Origin of the sequence: Halorubrum sp. SS7 (assembly GCF_005435055.1) — an archaeon.
Lineage (GTDB): Archaea > Halobacteriota > Halobacteria > Halobacteriales > Haloferacaceae > Halorubrum > Halorubrum salinarum.
The window spans coordinates 58,437-74,468 of sequence record NZ_SGXV01000007.1 but is presented as its reverse complement, the minus strand read 5'-3'; the positions used below and the strand labels follow the sequence as shown (position 1 = coordinate 74,468).

Annotated in this window: 16 protein-coding genes; 6 read left to right on the top strand and 10 right to left on the bottom strand. The window is 72.4% G+C overall.

Features of this window, described 5'->3' with window-relative positions; translation table 11 throughout:
• The 3 genes from EXE44_RS09280 to EXE44_RS09270 all read right to left on the bottom strand — a co-directional run bounded on the left by EXE44_RS09280 (position 1) and on the right by EXE44_RS09270 (position 3,612).
• Positions 1–1,812: an acyl-CoA carboxylase subunit beta gene (locus EXE44_RS09280; protein WP_137716924.1), complete on the bottom strand. Its 1,812-nt coding sequence runs from the start codon at positions 1,810–1,812 to the stop codon at positions 1–3.
• 100 nt (positions 1,813–1,912) lie between these two features.
• Positions 1,913–2,809 carry a class 1 fructose-bisphosphatase gene (locus tag EXE44_RS09275; protein WP_137716923.1) on the bottom strand — a complete coding sequence of 299 codons (897 nt, stop codon included), beginning with the start codon at positions 2,807–2,809 and terminating at the stop codon, positions 1,913–1,915.
• Positions 2,809–3,612 (bottom strand): class I fructose-bisphosphate aldolase, encoded by an 804-nt coding sequence (locus EXE44_RS09270; RefSeq protein WP_137716922.1) that lies wholly within the window; start codon positions 3,610–3,612, stop codon positions 2,809–2,811. Before EXE44_RS09270 ends, EXE44_RS09275 begins: the two co-directional genes overlap by 1 nt.
• Before the next feature lie 212 nt (positions 3,613–3,824).
• Between EXE44_RS09270 and EXE44_RS09265 the strand changes: the two genes are divergently transcribed.
• Positions 3,825–4,682: a 3-hydroxyacyl-CoA dehydrogenase family protein gene (locus EXE44_RS09265; protein ID WP_137716921.1), complete on the top strand. Its 858-nt coding sequence runs from the start codon at positions 3,825–3,827 to the stop codon at positions 4,680–4,682.
• A gap of 24 nt (positions 4,683–4,706) precedes the next feature.
• Here the strand turns inward: EXE44_RS09265 and EXE44_RS09260 are convergent, their stop codons facing one another.
• The 4 genes from EXE44_RS09260 to EXE44_RS09245 all read right to left on the bottom strand — a co-directional run bounded on the left by EXE44_RS09260 (position 4,707) and on the right by EXE44_RS09245 (position 9,034).
• Complete coding sequence (locus EXE44_RS09260; RefSeq protein ID WP_137716920.1) at positions 4,707–5,387, bottom strand: phosphate ABC transporter permease; 681 nt, start codon at positions 5,385–5,387, stop codon at positions 4,707–4,709.
• Positions 5,388–5,453: 66 nt separating this feature from the next.
• Positions 5,454–5,732: a zinc ribbon domain-containing protein gene (locus EXE44_RS09255; protein WP_121600027.1), complete on the bottom strand. Its 279-nt coding sequence runs from the start codon at positions 5,730–5,732 to the stop codon at positions 5,454–5,456.
• Positions 5,733–5,828: 96 nt separating this feature from the next.
• On the bottom strand, positions 5,829–7,145 hold the full coding sequence (locus tag EXE44_RS09250; RefSeq protein ID WP_137716919.1) for an MFS transporter: 1,317 nt from the start codon (positions 7,143–7,145) through the stop codon (positions 5,829–5,831).
• A gap of 104 nt (positions 7,146–7,249) precedes the next feature.
• Complete coding sequence (locus EXE44_RS09245; protein ID WP_137716918.1) at positions 7,250–9,034, bottom strand: PAS domain S-box protein; 1,785 nt, start codon at positions 9,032–9,034, stop codon at positions 7,250–7,252.
• Between the two features lie 139 nt (positions 9,035–9,173).
• Here EXE44_RS09245 and EXE44_RS09240 point away from each other — a divergent pair, with 139 nt between their 5' ends.
• The 4 genes from EXE44_RS09240 to EXE44_RS09225 all read left to right on the top strand — a co-directional run bounded on the left by EXE44_RS09240 (position 9,174) and on the right by EXE44_RS09225 (position 12,810).
• Positions 9,174–10,640: a DNA polymerase IV gene (locus EXE44_RS09240; RefSeq protein WP_137716917.1), complete on the top strand. Its 1,467-nt coding sequence runs from the start codon at positions 9,174–9,176 to the stop codon at positions 10,638–10,640.
• A 64-nt stretch (positions 10,641–10,704) separates the two neighbouring features.
• The gene (locus EXE44_RS20210; RefSeq protein WP_158293445.1) at positions 10,705–11,139 is read left to right on the top strand and encodes a hypothetical protein; all 435 of its coding nucleotides are present in this window, start codon (positions 10,705–10,707) and stop codon (positions 11,137–11,139) included.
• 104 nt (positions 11,140–11,243) lie between these two features.
• Positions 11,244–11,846, top strand: a complete 603-nt coding sequence (locus tag EXE44_RS09230; RefSeq protein WP_137716916.1) for an NUDIX hydrolase — start codon at positions 11,244–11,246, stop codon at positions 11,844–11,846.
• Positions 11,847–11,931: 85 nt separating this feature from the next.
• The gene (locus tag EXE44_RS09225) at positions 11,932–12,810 is read left to right on the top strand and encodes a CPBP family intramembrane glutamic endopeptidase (RefSeq protein ID WP_137716915.1); all 879 of its coding nucleotides are present in this window, start codon (positions 11,932–11,934) and stop codon (positions 12,808–12,810) included.
• Positions 12,811–12,851: 41 nt separating this feature from the next.
• On the opposite strand, the gene panB is transcribed toward EXE44_RS09225, so the two are convergent.
• Entirely contained in the window at positions 12,852–13,658 is an 807-nt protein-coding gene (gene panB, locus EXE44_RS09220) for a 3-methyl-2-oxobutanoate hydroxymethyltransferase (RefSeq protein WP_137716914.1), read from the bottom strand.
• A gap of 134 nt (positions 13,659–13,792) precedes the next feature.
• Between panB and EXE44_RS09215 the strand changes: the two genes are divergently transcribed.
• On the top strand, positions 13,793–14,143 hold the full coding sequence (locus EXE44_RS09215) for a DUF5822 domain-containing protein (RefSeq protein ID WP_137716913.1): 351 nt from the start codon (positions 13,793–13,795) through the stop codon (positions 14,141–14,143).
• A 45-nt stretch (positions 14,144–14,188) separates the two neighbouring features.
• On the opposite strand, the gene EXE44_RS09210 is transcribed toward EXE44_RS09215, so the two are convergent.
• Both EXE44_RS09210 and EXE44_RS09205 read right to left on the bottom strand, forming a co-directional pair.
• Positions 14,189–14,776, bottom strand: coding sequence for an HAD family hydrolase (locus EXE44_RS09210; protein WP_241991809.1), 588 nt, complete (start codon positions 14,774–14,776; stop codon positions 14,189–14,191).
• Positions 14,773–15,945 carry an acyl-CoA dehydrogenase family protein gene (locus EXE44_RS09205; RefSeq protein WP_137716912.1) on the bottom strand — a complete coding sequence of 391 codons (1,173 nt, stop codon included), beginning with the start codon at positions 15,943–15,945 and terminating at the stop codon, positions 14,773–14,775. Before EXE44_RS09205 ends, EXE44_RS09210 begins: the two co-directional genes overlap by 4 nt.
• Between the last annotated feature and the right edge of the window lie 87 nt (positions 15,946–16,032).

Below are 16,032 nucleotides of genomic sequence, written 5' to 3'. Positions count from 1 at the left end.
TCAGAGGACGGTCCCGTGTTTCTTGTCGGGCAGGTCCTTCTGAACGTCCTCGTAGAACGCGAACCGCGCGGCCAGCTCGGCGCGGAGGTCGGACGGGGGAACGATCTCGTCGATGACGACCTCGCTGGCCATCCGGTGGACGTCGATCCCCTCGCGGTACTCCTCGCGCAGGCGCTGTTCGGTCTCGGCGCGCTCCTCCGGGTCGTCGATCTCGGCGAGCTTCCGGGCGTAGACGGCGTTGATCGCGGCCTCTGGGCCCATGATCCCGATCTCGCCGGACGGGAGTCCGATGACGCTCTCCGGGTCGTAGGCGGGCCCGCCCATCGCGTAGATCCCCGCGCCGTACGCCTTCCGGACCACGACGGTCTGCTTCGGCACCGTCGCCGAGGAGGTGGCGTAGATCATCTTCTTGCCCTTCTCTAAGATCGCGTCCTTCTCGACCTGCGAGCCGGCCATGAAGCCGGGCGTGTCACAGAGGTACAGCAGGGGGATCTCGTAGGCGTCGCAGGTCCAGATGAACTCGGCGGCCTTCTCCGCGGCGTCCGGGAAGATGGCGCCCGACCGCTCCGTCGGCTGGTTGGCGACGACGCCGACCGGCCGCCCGTCGATCCGGCAGAACGCCGTGACGATCTCCGGGCCGTACCCCTCCTTCAGCTCGAACACCGACTCGGCGTCGGCGATCCGGTCGAGCAGGTCGTGGGCGTCGTACGGCCGGTTCGGCGCCTCGGGGATCAGCTCGTCGATCCCGTCGGGCGAGTACTTCGGCGGCTTCGTCTCGCGCGTCGGGGGCTTCTCGCCGGCCCGGTCCGGGAGGTAGCCGATCAGCTCGGCGACCAGCTCGCGGGCGTGCTCCTCGTCGCGCGCGATCAGGTCCGCGGAGCCGGACTCCTCGGCGTGGACGCGCGGGCCGCCGAGGTCGTCCAAGTCGATCTCCTCGCCGGTGACCATCTCGACCATCCGCGGCGAGGCGATCGCCATCGCGGACATCCCCTCGACCATCACGGTGAAGTCGGCGAAGACGGGGGTGTAGGCGGCGCCGGCGATACAGGGCCCGTAGAGGACGCAGATCTGCGGCACCGCGCCGGACAGCATCGAGTGGTTGTAGTAGTACTTCCCGATCCCCTCGCGGTTGGCGAAGAAGCCGGTCTGCTGGTCGATCCGCCCGCCGGAGGAGTCCATCAGGTAGAGGACCGGGTTCCCCGTCTTCAGCGCGCGCTGTTGCATCCGGAGGAACTTCTCGACGCCCTTCGACGCCATCGACCCCGCCTTCACGGTGAAGTCGTTGGCCATGAAGTGTACGTCGCGGCCCTCGAACTCGGCGGCGCCCGTCAGCAGGCCGTCGCCCGGGAGGCGGTCGCCTCCCTCCTCGTTCGCCTCCCCGTCCTCGCCGGCGGGCGCGTCGGGGTGCCAGTCGTCGAACGCGGCGAACTTCCCGTCCTCGAACTTGACGCCCGCCGGGTCGCCGTCGGCGGCGCTCGCGTCGCCGGCGCCGCGGGTCCCGCCCTCGCCGCCGAACCAGAGGTCGAGGCGGTCGCGGACGAACAGCTTCCCCTGCTCCGAGAGCCGGTCGCGGTACTTCTCCGGGCCGCCCTCGCGGATGTCGGCTATCTCGGCGCGGAGGTCGCGCTCGCGGTCGGTCGGCCCGAGGTCGTCGTCGAGCGGGTAGCTCGGTTCGGACGGCTCGGCGCTCGCGACCGGCGTCTCCCCCTCGCCGACGTGGACGTCGACGTCGACGCCGAGGTGCTCGGCGAGCGACTTCGCTATCGCTTCGGCCTCCTCGGGGGTCGCCGCCGCGCCGACGTGGACTTTCATGGACGCAAGATTTGCGGTAGATCCTAAACAGTTTTCCATGCGAGACTCGGCCCCGGACCGCCGGGACCGCCCGCGCGGAGCCGCCGCCTCGGTCGCCGTCCTAGTCGCCGACCGCCGCCTCCAGCCGGTCGATCAGTTCCTCGTTGCCGACGTACAGCGGCGTGCGCTGGTGGACCGCCTCGGGCTCGACGTCGAGGATCGAACCGGTCCCGTCCGAGGAGGCGCCGCCGGCGCGCTCGATGATGTATGCGATCGGGTTCGCCTCGAACTGGAGGCGCAGCTTCCCCTCGGGCGCGCTCCGGAGCGCGGGGTACGCGAACACCCCGCCGTAGGTGAGCACCTGGTTCACGTCGCCGACCATCGCGCCGCCGTAGCGGAGCTTCAGGTCGTCCTCGACCGCCCGGGCGTACGCGCGGAAGTCGGCGGGCCAGTCGGGGACGCGCCCGCCGAACCCGTAGACGGTCGGCGTCGCCGGGAGCGTCAGGTCGCCCTCGACGACCGAGCGCTCGACCCCGTCACCGTCGGGCGCGCGCTCGACGACCTCCTCGCGAACGCCCGCCTCGTCGGCGACGACCATCGTCGTGATCGGCCCGTAGAGGACGTAGCCGGCGGCGACGAGGTCGCGGCCGCTCGCGGGCAGCGGGGCGTCGTACACCCCGACGACGGTGCCCATCGCGTTGTTCGACCGCAGGTTCGACGAGCCGTCGAGGGGGTCGATCGCCACGGCGTAGGCGTCGTCCGGCCCGCTCCCGACCGCGCCGCCCGCGTCGACCGCGGTCTCGCGCTCCTCGCTGACGAACGAGCCGACGCCGTCGACCGCGGTGATCGCGTCGCCGAGCAGCTCGTCGGCGTACAGGTCGCCCGCCAGCACCGACTCGCCGGAGGCGTTCTCCGTCCCGCTCTCGGCGCGCCGGCCGGGGAGCGCCGCGCGGATCTCGGGGGCGGTCGCCGCGACCGCGTCGAAGACGGCCGCGACGGTCGGGTCGGGTGACGCCATCAGTCGTCGCTCTCGGCGATCGCCAGCGCCTCGGCCGGGTCGACCTCGTCGAAGATCACGGCCTCCAGCGCGTCGAGGATGCGCTCGGGCTCGTCCCGCTGGAAGACGTTGCGGCCGACGGCGATGCCGGTGGCGCCCGCGTCGATGGCGTTCGAGACGTTCCGGAGGAACGCCTTGTCGTCGCGCATCGTCCCGCCGGACATCACCACGTCGGCCGGGCCGGCCATCTCGACGGCGTCGCCCATCGCCTCGGCGGAACCGGGGTACTTCACCTTCACCACGTCGGCGCCGAGCTCTAAGCCGAGCCGCGCGCCGTACGAGATAACCTCCGGGCTCCCGTCGTTGCGGAGCCCCTGGCCGCGCGGGTACGACCACATGACGACGGCCATGTCGTGTGCGCGGGCGCCCTCCTGGGCCTCGCGGAACTCCTCGGCCATCTCGACCTCGTGGTTCGACCCCCCGTAGACGGTGAACCCGACCGCGTCGGCGCCCAGCTCGGCCGCGTACTCGGGGGTACAGTTGACCGCGCTGTCCGGCTCGCCCATCCAGAGGTTCGAGGTCCCGTTGAGCTTCAACAGGAGGTTCACCTCGTCCTCGTAGTCGGGGTAGTACGCCTCCGCGAGCCCCTTCTGGACGGCCAGCGAGGTGACCGCCTCGTGGGTGGCGAGCTCGAAGATCCGCTCCGGGTCCGCCGTGTCCGGGTTCGGCTCGAAGTCGACCGGCCCGTGTTCGAGCCCGTGGTCGTACGCGAGGATGAGCGACTTACCGTCGCGCGAGATGTCGTCGGCGGCGTGAGGAAGCATCGGTTCGTAGTTCAGTTACATCGATAAAAAGGGCTGTGGTAAAACTGGCGGGCGTAAAGAAACTGAACCGCGTTTCGCGGGCGTTTCGAGTCATGTTGCGGTCGATTCGCTGCCACATCCGTTACTACTCAAATTGTTAATTTCTCCTCGCGGCGGGGGACGCGGGACCGGCTTTCGCAATACTTACCACCCGCGGCGCGGCAGCGGTCCGCATGCGAGAACTCTCCGAGGTGGACGCGGTCGGCGTCGTCGGCGCCGGCACGATGGGCAACGGCATCGCGCAGGTCGCGGCGACCGCGGGCTACGACGTGGTGATGCGCGACGTGGAGGCGGAGTACGTCGAGCGGGGCCTCGACAGCGTCGAGGACAGCCTCGACCGGCTGGCCGCGAAGGACGTGCTCGACGAGGAGCCGGACGCGATCCGCGACCGGATCGCGGGCACGACCGACCTCGACGAGCTCGCGGACGCCGACCTCGTTATCGAGGCCGTGATCGAGGACCTCGACGTGAAACGCGACGTGTTCGCCGACCTCGACCGCGTCACCGACGACGGCGCAGTCCTCGCGACGAACACCTCCACGCTGTCTATCACCACCATCGCGAGCGCGACCGACCGCGCGAGCGACGTGGTCGGCCTCCACTTCATGAACCCCGTGCCGATCATGGACGGCGTCGAGGTCGTGGTCGGCGAGCGCACCGACCCCGCGGTGGTCGACTTCGCGCACGACTTCGCCGAGGACCTGGGCAAGGAGACGTGGGAGGCCGACGACAAGCCCGGCTTCGTCACCAACCGCATCCTGATGCCGTGGATAAACGAGGGGATCCGCGCGTACGACGAGGGCGTCGCCGACAAGGCGGACATCGACCGCGGGATGAAGCTCGGCACGAACGTCCCGATGGGCCCGCTCGAACTCGCCGACCACATCGGCCTCGACGTGGCGCTCGACGCGAGCGAGACGCTCCACGACGAGCTGGGCGACCGCTACAAGCCGGCGTACCTCCTCAAGCGCAAGGTGGAGGCGGGCGACCTCGGCAAGAAGACCGGCCGGGGCTTCTACGAGTACGAGTAGTCGGAGATCGGTTCCCGAAGGACGTTACGCGCCCTTCGCGCCGCCGTCGCGGTCGTCGTCGGCCGTCCACCGGCGCGCGCCGGGCAACAGCCCGACCAGCTTCGTCACGTAGCCGAACCGGAAGAGTCCGAGCTGCGAGAGCGTCCCGAGGGCGAACACCGCGAGGAACGCGGGCGCGGAGAGGTCGAAGAGGAGGGGCTCGACGGTCGTCTCCGCGGCGGCCGTCTCGAAGCTCGCGGGCGTGAGCGAGCGGGAGGCGAACGCCGCGCCGATGAGCGCGGTCGAGACGACGAGCGTCGTGCGCGTGAGGACGAACCCGAACAGCGCGCCGACCGCGACGCCCGCCAGCGTCGCGCCGACGAGCAGCGCCGTCCCCTCGAGCCCGGCCGCGTCGGCCGCGTAGAACGGGCCGACTGCGAACCGCCCGGCGAACCCGCCGACCACGGCGCCGATCCCCAGCACCGCGAACGAGAGCCCGGCGTACGCGAGGAAGCCGCCGAGGAGGCCGCCGACCGCGACCGCGCCGGCGGTCAGGACCGCGCCGTCGACCGCGATCAGGCCGACGACGTTCGGCGCGAACAGGTAGCCGGCGCCGGCGCCGACGAGCAGTCCCGTCAGCGTCACCGCGTAGACGGAGACCGCCGCGCCGACGAACGCGAGCGCCAGCCCCGCGAGGACCAGGCCGCCGTTGAGTGGGGTGAGCATGTCCGTACGGTGGCGCGCGCTCGTACTTAAATTGTCGCGAGAGAGGCGACGGGAAACGCGGTCGCCTCACCGCGCCCGACTCGCGGCCTGCCGGTCGAGGTAGCGCGTGTAGCCGCCGACCGCCAGCCCGAATCCGACGACGAGCAGGACGAACCCGAGGAGGCGGCTCGTTCCGACGGTCATCACCGTCAGGACGACGCCGAAAAGCAGCGCGAACACGCCGGCGACGACGACGCCAACGTCCAGCAGCGGGGAGGGCTGAATGGTCCGGCAGTGGGGGCAGATCCGCGCGTCGGCGGGGATCGGCTCGCGGCACTCGACGCAGCGGAGGCGGTCGCTCGACACGCCGAGCGGTTCGGACCCGACCGACTAAAACCGCAGGGGGTCGCCCCGGCGCTCGCTCAGTCCGGCCCGCGACCGCTCAGTCCGATCCACCCCCGCTCAGTCCGCTCCCGGCGCCGCGCTCGGCTCGTCGCCGACGTCGAGCGTCTCCTCCACCTGCGTGAACACCGCGACCAGGCCGAGCGCGGCGGCCGCGGCCCCGACCGCGAAGGGGACGACGAAGCCGAAGCCGTAGAGCCACCCAGATGCCAGCGGTCCCAGGGCGACCCCGAAGCCGAAGCCCATGGTGAGCACGGAGAGGGTGGTCCCCGACTCGCCCTCGCGGGCGAGGTCGCCGGCGAGCGCGAGCGACGGAGCGAACACGCACGCGACCGCGACCCCCTGCCCGAGGCGGACGAGCATCATCAGCGCCGGCTCCGTCACGATCCCCTGGAGGAGCGTGGTCGGGACGAGGAGGACGAACCCGGCGAGCAGGAACGGCCGGCGGCCGATCCGGTCGCTGGCGCGCCCCACCGGGACCTGAAAGATCACGTTGGCGATCGTCACGGCCGCGAACTGGGCGCCGAACCAGACCGGCGCCTGGTCCAAGCGGACGTTCACCTGGTTCTGGAGCGTCGCGAACAGCGCGATACAGGCGCCCATGGCGACGGTCGCGAGCCCCAGCGTGAACACGGGGTCGAGCAGGCGGTCCTCGCCGCGGACGCGGATCGACACGTCGTCGCCCGCCTCGGCCTCGACGTCGGCGTCGCGGACGAGCAGGAACACGAGCGTGAAGCTGAGGTACGCCCCGGCGCAGGCCGCGACGAACGCCGCGTCGAACCCGTCGAGGACCGGGAGCCCGACCGGCGAGAGGTCGTAGGGGCCGGCCTCGACGACCGCGCCCGCGAGGACGGGCCCGAAGCCGAAGCCGATGAGCCGGAACGTGTTGTACACGCCGAAGTTCCCGCCGCGGTCGGTGTCGCTCGCGGCGTACTCGTTGACCAGCGCGACCGTCGCGGGGATGATGAGCGCCGCGCCGAGCCCCTGGACCGCGCGCAGCGCGACCAGCACCGGGTAGCTCGTCGCGACCGTGTACAGCCCGCTCGCGGTCCCGAGGAGGAGGATGCCGGCGAGGACGAAGGGCCGTCGCCTGCCGACCCGGTCGGACAGCCGCCCGGTGAACGGCTGCGAGAGGCTGTTGAGGAAGCCGAAAAGCGAGAGGACGATCCCGATGAGCAGCGGCTCGGTCAGCGTGACCGCGGCCGCGCCGACCCCGATTTCCGCGCCGAGGAGCCCCTCGATGTCGACCACGTCGCTCGTGATGTACAGCGGGAGGACGACGATGAGGAAGGAGTTCCCGGCCGCGCCGACCATCCGCGCGAGCGCCAGCACGATCACGCGCCGGTCGGTCTCGGCGATGTCGGTGAGCGACCCCATTCACTCGGAGTTCGGAACGGAGGATAAAGGCGCTTGTGAACGGCGGGAGTCGATCCGCTTTCGGGCGGGTCGGCGACCGACCCGGGCGCAGGGCCGAGGAGCGCTCAGGCCGCCGCGGGCGTCCGCTTGCCGACGCCGCGGACCTCGAACCGCGCGCCGCCGTCCTCGCCGGTCGTCGCGTCGACGGTCCAGCCGTGCGCGGTGGCGATCTCCTGGACGATCGCGAGCCCGAACCCGGTGTTGCCACCGGTCCCGCTCTCGCCGGGCTCGAAGAGGGAGTCGGCGATCGCGGCGTCGATCCCCGGCCCGTCGTCCTCGACGTAGAAGCCGTTCGGGAGGTCGCCGACGCGGATCGACACGTCCTCGCCGGCGTGGTCGACCGCGTTCCGGATCAGGTTCTCGAAGAGGTTGCGGAGCCGGTCGGGGTCGGCGAGCACCTCGCGCTCGGTCTCGACGGAGAGCGTCGCGGCGGCGGTGTCGACGGTCGACCAGCTGTCGGCGACGACGTCCGCGAGGTCGACGTGTTCCGGGTCGCCGACCGTCTCGCCCTCCCGCGCGAGGGTGAGCGTGCGCTCGACGATCGACTCCATCCGTTCGAGCGCGTCGAGCGCGGCGTCGAGGTTCTCAGCGTCGTCCGACATCTCGCGGGCCAGTTGGACGCGCCCCTGCGCGACGTTGAGGGGGTTCCGCAGGTCGTGCGAGACGATGCTCGCGAAGGAGTCGAGCCGGTCGTTCTGCCGTTCGAGCGCCGCCTCGCGCTCCTTGAACTCCGTGATGTCCTCCTGGAAGCCCACCCAGTGCGTCACGGTGCCGTCCGCGTCGCTGATCGGGGCGATGCTCACGCGGTTCCAGAACTCCGTCCCGTCCTTCCGGTAGTTCAACAGCTCGACGCTCGTCGGCTCCTCGGCGTCGATCGCGTCTCTGAGCTCCTGAACGGACGCCTCCTCGGTGTCCGGCCCCTGGAGGAACCGGCAGTTGACCCCGATCGACTCCTCGCGGTCGTACCCCGTCATCTCGACGAAGCGGTCGTTGACGTACACCATCGGGTTGTCCGCCTGTTCGGGGTCCGTGATGGTGATCCCGACGGGCGCCTCGTCGAGCGCGCGGGTCTTCGTCTCCAGCTCCTCGCGGCGCTCGCGCTCGTCGGACACGTCGCGGAGGATGCCGACGCTGCCGTCGAACGACTCCCCGTCGTACGGCAGCGCCGCCATGTGGTCCCGGCAGGGGATCGGCTCGCCCTCCTTGGGGACGATGTCGACGCCGAAGTGCTGGACGTCGGGCCCGTCGGACGAGAGGATCGTTCCGAGCCGGTCTTCCGCCTCCTGGACCGCGTCGTCGTCCTTGATGAACCCGGGCGTCTCGCCGATGATCTCCTCGCGGTCGTAGCCGGTCAGCTCGGCGAACGGCTCGTTGACGAACCGGAAGACGCCGGTGTCGTCGACGACGTAGACCGGGTAGCCGAGCGCCTCGATGACCGTCGAGTAGCGGTCGGCGATCTCCTTCGTCCGGTGCTCCTCGACCGCCTGGTCGACGCGGTTCGCGAGCCGGCGGAGCTGCTCGGGACCGCCCTTCTGGAAGTAGCCGGTGACGCCGGCGTTGAGCGCCTGGCTCGCGATCTCCTCGCTCCCCTTCCCGGTGTACAGCACGAAGGGGACCTTCTGGTGGCGCTCGCGGAGCGCGTCGAAGAACTCCAGCCCGTCCATCGCGGGCATGTCGTAGTCGCTGACGACGCAGTCGAAGGCGCCCTCGTCGAGCCGGTCTAACGCCTCCTCCGGGTCGGTCACGCTCGTCACCGAGACCGCGTCGAGCTCGCGCTCGAAGTACGCCTCCGTGAGGTCGAGGACCGAGGGGTCGTCGTCGACGTGTAGCACGTCGATCGCTCCGGGCATACGCCGCGCTAAGGGCGCGCGGAATAAACGACTACCGCCCCGGCTATCGGATCTGGATCCGCGCCGGCGGCGGCCGGGGCGCTCCACTTCCGGCGCGCGTGGCTGATTCTTAAGTCCGCGGAGCGCGGAGCCGAACGCGATGACCGGCGGGACGCCCGTCGCCGGGGAGACGCTCCCGGGCGCCGGCGACGACGGGGACGACGGCGCCGACCGCGTCGTCTGCCACGTCGACATGGACTGCTTTTACGCCTCCTGCGAGCGGCTGCGGCACCCAGACCTCGCGGGCGAGCCCGTCGTGGTCGGGATGGGGTACGAGCCGGGCGAGTCGATCGGCGCGGTCGCGACCGCGAGCTACGAGGCCCGCGAGTTCGGCGTCGACAGCGCCATGCCGATCTCGGAGGCGCTGGAGCTGCTCCCCCGTCGCGAGGACGCGGACCCCGACGACCCGGACGCGCCGGACCCGGCCGAGACCGGCCGGTACGTCCCCGTCGACCTCGACTTCTACGAGGAGGTCGCGAGCGAGGTGAAGGCGGTGCTCCGCGACTGCGCCGACACCCGCCGCGAGGTGAGCATCGACGAGGCGTACCTCGACGTCACCGACCGGACCTCGTGGGCGGTCGCGGGCGACGACCCTGACGACCCGCCGCCGAGCGGCGCCGCGGGGCCGGGCGAGGCGCGGACGCTCGCCGAGGGGTACGCCCGCCACGTGAAAGACCGGATCGAGCGCGAGGCGGGCGTGCCGGCGAGCGTCGGCGTCGCGCCGAACATGTCGGCCGCGAAGGTCGCCAGCGACGCCGACAAGCCCGACGGCCTCGTCGTCGTGCCCCCGGGCTCGGTCGCCGAGTTCCTCGCGCCGCTGCCGACCGCCGACGTCCACGGCGTCGGCCCCGTGACCGAGGAGACCCTGGCGGACCTCGGGATCGAGACCGCGGGCGACCTCGCGGCGGCCGACCGCGACCGCCTCGCGGACGCGCTAGGGGAGCGCGGCCCGGAGCTCTCCTGGCGCGCCGCGGGCGACGACGACCGCGAGGTGACGCCGACCGGCCTCCCGAAGAGCCTCTCGCGCGAGTCGGCGCTGCCGACGACCGCCGACGAGGCGACGAAGCGCGAGACCGTGACCGCGCTCGCCGCGGACGTTGCCCGCCGCGCCCGCGAGCGCGGCTGCCTCTACCGCACCATCGGGATCAAGGCGGTCGAGCCCCCCTTCGACGTGAACACCCGCGCCCGGAGCCTCCCCGGGCCCGTGGACGACCCGGACCTCGTCGAGGAGGTGGCGCTCGATCTCCTCGGCGAGTTCGACGAGACGCGGGTCCGCAAGCTGGGCGTCCGCGTCTCCAAGCTCGACTTCGCGGAGACCGACCAGGCGACGCTCGGCGGGTTCGAGGCGGCGGGGGACGACGGCGACCGCGAGCGACCGAGCGGGCGCGAGCGCCGGGACGACTCCGAGCGACGACGTGCCCGCGAGCGCGACGGGGCGGGCGACGGCGGCAAGCTCACCGACTGGGTCGACGGCCCGCCGGACCGGGGCGACAGGGAAGAACCGACCGCGGAGCGGAACCGGCGAGACGCCGACGAGGGGCAGGCGTCGCTCGGCGACTGGGGCTGAGCGCCCCGAACGACCGCCGCCGGCGCCCCCGAGGTTTTTCGGCCGCGAGGCGGATCGGTCGCGCATGCCCTCCCCGCGCGCGCTCCTCCTCGGTCCCGACCGCGACCGCCCGCGACCCGACCCGCGGCTCGCCGCGCCGCCGCTGTGTTTCGCGTTCGTCTTCACCGCCTACGCGGTCGGGGTCTTCGAGGTCGCCGGCGGGGTGATCCTCCTCGCCGGAGAGGCGACCGCCGTCGGCCTGCTCGCGGCCGCGGCGCTCGCGGTCCGGCGGAGCGGACTGGCCGCCTCGTGGGCGGTCGCCGTCGCCGCGCTCCTCGGCCACCGCGTCGATCACTACCTGCTGGGGCTCTCCGGGCGCTCGCTCGGCGAGCGGGTAGCCGCCTTCCTCGCGGTCGACGGCCTCGCCGTCATCGGGGCCGCCGCGCTCGCGGCGGGCACCCTCGGCTGGGCCGCCGGGACGGCGGGCCGCCTCGCCGTCGGGCGCGTCCGGGGCGCGTGACGGGCGGCGGCAGCGCGCGTCCGGGGCGCGCGACGGACGCCGGATCGACGCGAGCGGGACCGCGCGACGGCCGGGTATTTACGCGCCGAGCGACGACCGCGACCATGGACGACTCCGACGACCTCGCGTGGGAGACGCTCGGCTCGGCCGTCGACTACACCTGCCCCGGCTTCGACGTGCGGCGCGACGAGGTGCGGTTCCCGGACGGCGAGGCCGACGGGTTCCACTACGTCGACGAGCCGCCGGCGGTCGTGGTGCTGCCGCTGACGCCCGACGGCGACGCCGTCGTCATCGACGAGTGGCGGCAGGCCGTCGGGCGCGTGAACCGCGGGATCCCCGCGGGGACGATGGAGCCGGAGGACGGAGACGGGGGCGCGGACGGCGGGGCGAGCGACGCGACGGACCCGAGCGACGACGCGATCGAGCGCGCCGCGGCCCGCGAGCTGGCCGAGGAGACCGGGTACGAGGCCGACTCGTTCGAGCGGCTGACGACCGTCGAGCCGACGAACGGGATGGCGAACGCGGTTCACCACCACGTGCTGGCGACCGGCTGCGAGCCGACCGCCGACCGCGACCTGGACCACAACGAGTCGATATCGGTCGAGACGGTGCCGTACGACGACCTGCTCGCCGCGGTCGTCGACGACGAGCTGCGCGACGGGCGGGCCGTCACGGCGGTGCTGTGGTACGAGCTCCTCCACAGGTGACCGGCGCGCGGACGCCCGCGAGGCGACCGTCCGCGCCGCTTCCGACACGGACAACCATTTTGCCGAGCGCCGCCTACCCCGGGCGATGACAGATCCCTCCAGCCGCGACGCGTCCCCGGACGGCGGGGTTCACGAGGAGTTCGACGACGTCGACCCCGACCCCGTCGCCGACGACGCGGGCGGCCCGGGGGACGCCGGCGGGTCGCCGGCCGTCGCGGTCGCGACCGCCCTGCTTCTCGGCGTCCTCGGCCCCGTCATTGCGCTCGCGAGCGGCGTCGCGGTCTTCGCGATCGACGCCGCGGCCGGCGGGCTCTCGCTGGTCGCGAGCGTCGTGCTCACCCTGATACTCGGCCAGTACGTCGCCTTCGGCGGGCTCGCGGTGGGGTACCTCGCGTGGCGCGGCCTCGACCGGCGCGGGATCGTCTCGTACCTCGGCGTCCGGGTGCCGAGCCTCAAGGAGGTCGGGATCGTCCTCGGCAGCTGGGTCGTGATCCTGATCTTGGTCCTCGTGGTCTCGACTATCGTCCAGCTGCTCGGGACGGAGACCGCGGCGAACCAGAGCGCGGAGCTGGCGATGGGGAACCCGGCGATCATCCCGCTGTTCGTCGCCGCGTCGTTCCTCGTCATCGGCCCCTGCGAGGAGATCCTCTACCGCGGCGTCGTCCAGGGGCGGCTCCGCGAGTCGCTGCCGGCGGCGCCGTCGATCCTGCTCTCGGCCGCCATCTTCGCGACCATCCACGTGATGGCGCTGACCGGCGGCCTCTCCGCCCGGCTCACGACCGTCGCCATCCTGTTCGTGCCGAGCCTCGTCTTCGGCGCCGTCTACGAGTACACCGAGAACCTCGTGGTCCCGGCGCTGCTCCACGGCCTCCACAACGCCGTGATCTTCACCGTCCTCTACGTCACCGTCACCCAGATGGACCCGAGCGACCTGCCGGCTGTCCTCGGCGTCGTGCCCCTCTGAAGCGGGCGGGGCCGACGCGGGCGTCCGACGCGGGCGGCCGGTCAGTACAGGTCCTCTAACTCGGACTCGACGTGCGAGTGTTCCGCGGCCGGGAACTCGCCGCTCGTCACTGCCTCCCGGTACGCCTCGACGGCGTCGACCATCTCGCCGCGCACGTCGCCGAACCGCTTCGCGAACGGCGGCGACCACTCCCCGAGGCCGACCGCGTCGTTGATCACCAGCACCTGCCCGTCGCAGTCGGCGCCCGCGCCGATGCCGATCGTCGGGATGTCGAGCGCCTCGGTCACCGCGCCGGCGAGGTTCGCGGGGACGTGTTCCAACACGAGCGCGAACGCCCCCGCGTCGGCGTGCTCGCCCGCCAGCTCGATTATCTCCTCGGCGGCGTCCTGCTCGGTGCCCTGCCGGGTGTACCCGCCGAGCCTGTTCACGTGCTGGGGGGTCAAGCCGAGGTGCGCCATCACCGGGATCCCGACCTCGGTCATCCGGCGCGTCGTTTCGACGGTGTGGGGACCGCTCTCGATCTTCACCGCGTCGGCGTTCGCCTCCTTCAGCAGGCGGCCGGCGTTCCGGACCGACTCGGCCTCGTCGACGCCGAAGGAGAGGAACGGCATGTCGGCGACGACGAGGGCGTCGTCGGTCGCGCGCGCCACCGCCGCGGTGCGGCTCGCGACCTCGTCGAACGTCACGGGGAGCGTGGAGTCGTAGCCCAGGGCGGCGTTGCCCATGCTGTCGCCGACGAGGACGACGTCGATCCCGGCCTCGTCGACGATCGCCGCCGTCGGGGCGTCGTAGGCGGTGAGCATCGTGATCGGATCCTCGGCGTCCCGGAGTCCCCGCGTCGTGGTCATGCCTCGGAGTCGACCGCGCGCCACCCTAAAATCGTCGGGAACCGGACGGCGAGTCGACCGCGCGGTCGCCGCCGGACGCGCCGGCGCCGCGGCCGACCGCCACCGATTTGCCGCTCCGCCGCCGAGCCCGTGGCGTGCAACCAGTCGAGCGGGCCGAGTACGAGGGGGTCGACTACGCGTGGGTGATGCAGACGACGTTCGTCGTCACCATCCTCGTCGGCGCCCCCGTCGTGGCCCTGCTGTCGACGACCGTCGCGCTGGAGTCGTGGGGCGCGCGGGCCGCGTTCGCGGTCCGGGTCGGCGCCCCCATCTGGTTCGTCACCGCGGTCGCCGTCGCGGTGTACGCGAGGCGGAACGACGCCGGCGACGGCGGATCGGCCGACGACGACGCCGAGCCCGGAGCAGGCGGCGACGACGCCGGGCCCGAAGCAGGCAGTGAGGACGGCGAAACGGAAGAGAGAGATGACGACGGCGAGACTGGGTGAGTCGGGGCGACGCGCGCCGGCCCCGCGGTGCGACGATCCGTGCCGCTACTCGGCGAGTAAGTCCGCGGCCCACGCGAAGTCGACGCCGCCCCGCTCGGCGGCGACCGCGTCCCGCCGCGAGTCGCCGACGAACAGCGAGTCCTCGGGGGCGGCGCCGAGCCGGTCGATCGCCGCGATCAGGGACTCCGGGTCCGGCTTGTGGCTCCCGACGGTGTCCCGGCCGACGACGGCGTCCCCGTCGATCGCGTCGGCGAGCCCGTGCGTCTCGACCGCGATCCGACACGCCTCCTCGCAGTTGAGCGAGCAGACGCCGGCGCTGGGCGGCGAGCCGACCTCGCCCTCCGGGCCGCCGGCCGCGAGCCGGTCGCCGAGCGGGAGCCGGGTCGACTCGCGGGCGCCGGCGCGCTCGTGGAGCGCGATCGCCTCCTCGACGGCCGCCCGGATCCCGTAGTCGTCGGCCGCGCCGAGCAACCCCCACAGCTCCTCGGTCGGGGGGATCAGCGCGCGCTCGGCGTACACGTCGAGGACCGACTCCGCGACCGCGTCCCAGTCGACCGCGAGCTCGACGAGCGTGCCGTCGAGGTCGTAGACGACCGCGTCGTAGCCGGCGAGCCGCGAGTCGACCGCGCTCACTCCCCGAACACCCCGCGGGCGATGATCGTCTTCTGGATCTCGGTCGTCCCCTCGTATATCTCCGTGATCTTCGCGTCGCGGTAGAGGCGCTCGACGTCGAACTCGGTCGTGTAGCCGTAGCCGCCGTGGATCTGGACCGCCTCGTTCGTCACCGACATCGCGGCCTCGCTGGCGCGGTACTTCGCCTTCGAGGCGGCGACGCGGTAGTCCTCGCCCGCCTCCGCCTGCCGGCACGCCTCGCGGACGAGCAGCCGCGCGGCCGACACGTCGGTCGACATCTCCGCGAGCTTGTGCCGGATCGTCTGAATGTCGCCGATCGGGCGGTCGAACTGCTCGCGCTCCTCGGCGTACGATTTCGCCTCGTCGAGCGCGGCCTGCGCGACGCCGACCGCCTGCGCCGCGATGCCGATCCGCCCCTCGGTGAGCGTCCGGAAGGCCGCGGAGAGCCCCTTCCCCGGCTCGGTGAGCCGGTTCTCCGCGGGGATCCGGCAGTCGTCGAAAGTGATCCCGGTCGTGTCCGAGGCGCGGAGCCCCAGCTTCTCCTCCTTCTTGCCGACCTCGAACCCGTCGGCGTCCGCGGGGACGAGGAACTGCGTGACGGCGTCGTCGTCGGGGTCGCGCTCCGCGTCGTCGACCTTCGCGAAGACGACCGCAACGCCGCCGCGCTTCCCGTTGGTGATCCACTGCTTCTCGCCGTTCAGGACGTACTCGTCGGCCTCGGGGTCGTGCGTCGCGGTCGTCGACATCTGCGCCGGGTTCGACCCCGCGTGCGGCTCCGAGAGGCAGAACATCCCGACCGGGCGGCCCGTCTCCGCCATCTCCGGGAGCCACGCCTCGCGCTGCGCCTCCGTGCCGAACTCGGCGATACAGGAGGTCGCGAGGCAGTGGACGGACAGCGCGGTGGCGACCGCGAGCGACCCGTGCGCCAGCGCCTCGTTGGCGACCGCGTAGGTCGTCTCGTCGGCGCCGAAGCCGCCGTACTCCTCCGGGACGGTGAGGCCGGTCAGGCCCAGCTCCGCGAGCCCGTCCCACACCTCCTCCGGGAACGTCTCCGTCTCGTCCGCCTCGGCCGCGGTCGGGCGGACCTCCTCGGCCGCGAACTCCGCGACGAGGTCGCGGACGGCCGCCTGCTCGTCGGTGAGCGCCGATCCGACGCGTGCTCCGGTCATGTCACCGACTTCGGTCCCTCACCGAAAAAGGTGCGCGATCGGCGGGGTGGGCCCGACCGGGGGAGGGGGGATGGCCGCAGTCGACCG

What these genes read in the sequence shown, in the direction of transcription:
- EXE44_RS09205 (WP_137716912.1), bottom strand. Translation starts at nt 15,945, where the DNA reads ATGACCGGAGCACGCGTCGGATCGGCGCTCACCGACGAGCAGGCGGCC.
- EXE44_RS09265 (WP_137716921.1), top strand. Translation starts at nt 3,825, where the DNA reads ATGCGAGAACTCTCCGAGGTGGACGCGGTCGGCGTCGTCGGCGCCGGC.
- EXE44_RS09270 (WP_137716922.1), bottom strand. Translation starts at nt 3,612, where the DNA reads ATGCTTCCTCACGCCGCCGACGACATCTCGCGCGACGGTAAGTCGCTC.
- EXE44_RS09250 (WP_137716919.1), bottom strand. Translation starts at nt 7,145, where the DNA reads ATGGGGTCGCTCACCGACATCGCCGAGACCGACCGGCGCGTGATCGTG.
- EXE44_RS09230 (WP_137716916.1), top strand. Translation starts at nt 11,244, where the DNA reads ATGGACGACTCCGACGACCTCGCGTGGGAGACGCTCGGCTCGGCCGTC.
- EXE44_RS09260 (WP_137716920.1), bottom strand. Translation starts at nt 5,387, where the DNA reads ATGCTCACCCCACTCAACGGCGGCCTGGTCCTCGCGGGGCTGGCGCTC.
- EXE44_RS09275 (WP_137716923.1), bottom strand. Translation starts at nt 2,809, where the DNA reads ATGGCGTCACCCGACCCGACCGTCGCGGCCGTCTTCGACGCGGTCGCG.
- EXE44_RS09240 (WP_137716917.1), top strand. Translation starts at nt 9,174, where the DNA reads ATGACCGGCGGGACGCCCGTCGCCGGGGAGACGCTCCCGGGCGCCGGC.
- EXE44_RS20210 (WP_158293445.1), top strand. Translation starts at nt 10,705, where the DNA reads ATGCCCTCCCCGCGCGCGCTCCTCCTCGGTCCCGACCGCGACCGCCCG.
- EXE44_RS09245 (WP_137716918.1), bottom strand. Translation starts at nt 9,034, where the DNA reads ATGCCCGGAGCGATCGACGTGCTACACGTCGACGACGACCCCTCGGTC.
- EXE44_RS09225 (WP_137716915.1), top strand. Translation starts at nt 11,932, where the DNA reads ATGACAGATCCCTCCAGCCGCGACGCGTCCCCGGACGGCGGGGTTCAC.
- EXE44_RS09280 (WP_137716924.1), bottom strand. Translation starts at nt 1,812, where the DNA reads ATGAAAGTCCACGTCGGCGCGGCGGCGACCCCCGAGGAGGCCGAAGCG.
- panB (WP_137716914.1), bottom strand. Translation starts at nt 13,658, where the DNA reads ATGACCACGACGCGGGGACTCCGGGACGCCGAGGATCCGATCACGATG.